The sequence below is a fragment of the Leyella lascolaii genome, assembly GCF_900079775.1.
In the GTDB taxonomy this organism is placed as follows: domain Bacteria; phylum Bacteroidota; class Bacteroidia; order Bacteroidales; family Bacteroidaceae; genus Prevotella; species Prevotella lascolaii.
Map to the genome: position 1 here is coordinate 1 of NZ_LT556059.1, position 2,080 is coordinate 2,080.

Annotated in this window: 1 protein-coding gene; it reads left to right on the forward strand. The window is 41.2% G+C overall.

Features of this window, described 5'->3' with window-relative positions; translation table 11 throughout:
• The first annotated feature begins 454 nt into the window (after positions 1-454).
• Positions 455-1,444, forward strand: a complete 990-nt coding sequence (locus BN4609_RS15460) for a tyrosine-type recombinase/integrase (protein WP_068857384.1) — start codon at positions 455-457, stop codon at positions 1,442-1,444.
• Positions 1,445-2,080 lie beyond the last annotated feature (636 nt).

The window sequence follows — 2,080 nt, forward strand, 5'->3', positions numbered from 1 at the left end:
AATATACACCTAATTCTCTCATACAACATGACCGGAAGTAATGCGACTTTTCGCTTTTATTCACCCTCCGTCATGCATTATCATTATCCGTTTTACTTATATCTTCTTACGTTTTTCCACCTAATGGAAAATATGTCTTACATCAGTCATTTATCCTTACTGTTTTTACAATCATTTTGTTATCTTTGCGTACACCTCTGTCGCAGAGGTGTATGCTTTTAAATCATGGATGGCTGATTTTAAGCCTATCCTGAGTGGTCTTAAGTGTTAGACGATTTGGTAAAAATCGGAACAAACAGACTGAAGTCATGCAGCAAGACATCATACATGGAAAGGAGTCATTGACATACCGGAAATGCTTTTATGACGGTATATGCAGGACACGCATGAGAAGCTCCGGTACATAACGGTGAATGAATAAAGTAAAGGAATCAAGAACATAATAATTACGATTATGAAAATCAAATTTCAATTCAATGTATCTTTGCAGAAGGATGCTGAGGAAAAGAAGAATACTGTTACCGTAAACAACAGCTCCTTTGTAGATTGCGCAAGAAAAGAAATTTTGAATGCCCGTGAGCGTGGGTCTTTCAGCACGGCGGCAAACTACGACACTGCCCTCCGCTCGCTTCTCACCTTTATAAAACGCGAAGACATAATGCTGAACGAAATAACAACAGAAATGCTCGAGAGCTATCAGAAATGGCTGTTGAGACGCAATGTATCGCTTAACACGGTGTCGTGTTACATGCGCTCGCTGCGCTCAATATACAACCGTGCCACAGACAGTAAAAGCAGGGTGTTCAGCCGTATATTTACAGGCTGTACGCCGACATACAAGAGGTCGCTCTGCGTGGACGACATACAGAGACTGTCGGCGCTAAAGCTGTCAAAAGGCTCACGCCTTGCCCTGGCACGCGACATATTTCTGTTCAGCTTCTACTGCCAGGGCATGCCGTTCATCGATCTGGCTTTTCTGAGAAAAGAACAGGTGGCAGGCGGCAGCATAGTGTATAACAGGCACAAGACAGGACAGATGATACGCATAGCCGTGGAGCCGTGCATGGAACAGATTATACAGAAATACAGCAGCACTAATTCTGTGTATGTGTTCCCGCTGCTTGAGTCGACAGACATGACCGAGGCATACAATGAGTATCAGAAGCAGCTGAGCTACTACAATCTCGCCCTGAAGCGGCTTGGCAAGAGGGCTGGATTCAGCAGACCGCTTACCTCATATGTGGCGCGCCATTCGTGGGCGAGCATAGCTTTCCAGACCAATGTGGAATTGCAGACAATATCAAGGGCTATGGGACACACCAACCCCATGACCACCTTAATATATATAAAGGAACTTGACAACAGTCATCTGGCAACTGCCAACCATAAGATAATCACTGTATGCAGCACAAATACCGACGACGACTCCAAAGGCATGCCATGATGCGGGAATGAAACGGGTGAGCCGTATAGACATAAGCAAGCATATGCCGGCACACATCTGTCACTGCCGGCATTAACCGTGCTCGCAAGCCGTGCTATGCATTATGCAAAAACACGTTGCATTTTGTCAAAAACTATGTCACACACGTTACACAACTTAAGATGGCATAATGACAAAACATCGTGATTTAAGGCGAAAAAACAAACAGATTTAACCGAATCAACATTGTAATGAGTCGGAATCTTCATGTTTTTGTATCCTTTTCTATCAAAGTATAATTAAATATTAGTTTTTTAACGATTATGGTCAATAAAAGTTAAAATTTGTAATATATAAATTGCAATGCTTGCTACATATACGAATAAACACTAAATTTGCAAACTGATGCTAAATTAAGGCAAAATAATACACCTCTGCGACAGAGGTGTACGCAAAGATAACAAAATGATTGTAAAAACAGTAAGGATAAATGACTGATGTAAGACATATTTTCCATTAGGTGGAAAAACGTAAGAAGATATAAGTAAAACGGATAATGATAATGCATGACGGAGGGTGAATAAAAGCGAAAAGTCGCATTACTTCCGGTCATGTTGTATGAGAGAATTAGGTGTATATTTTTTATTATTTAATCAA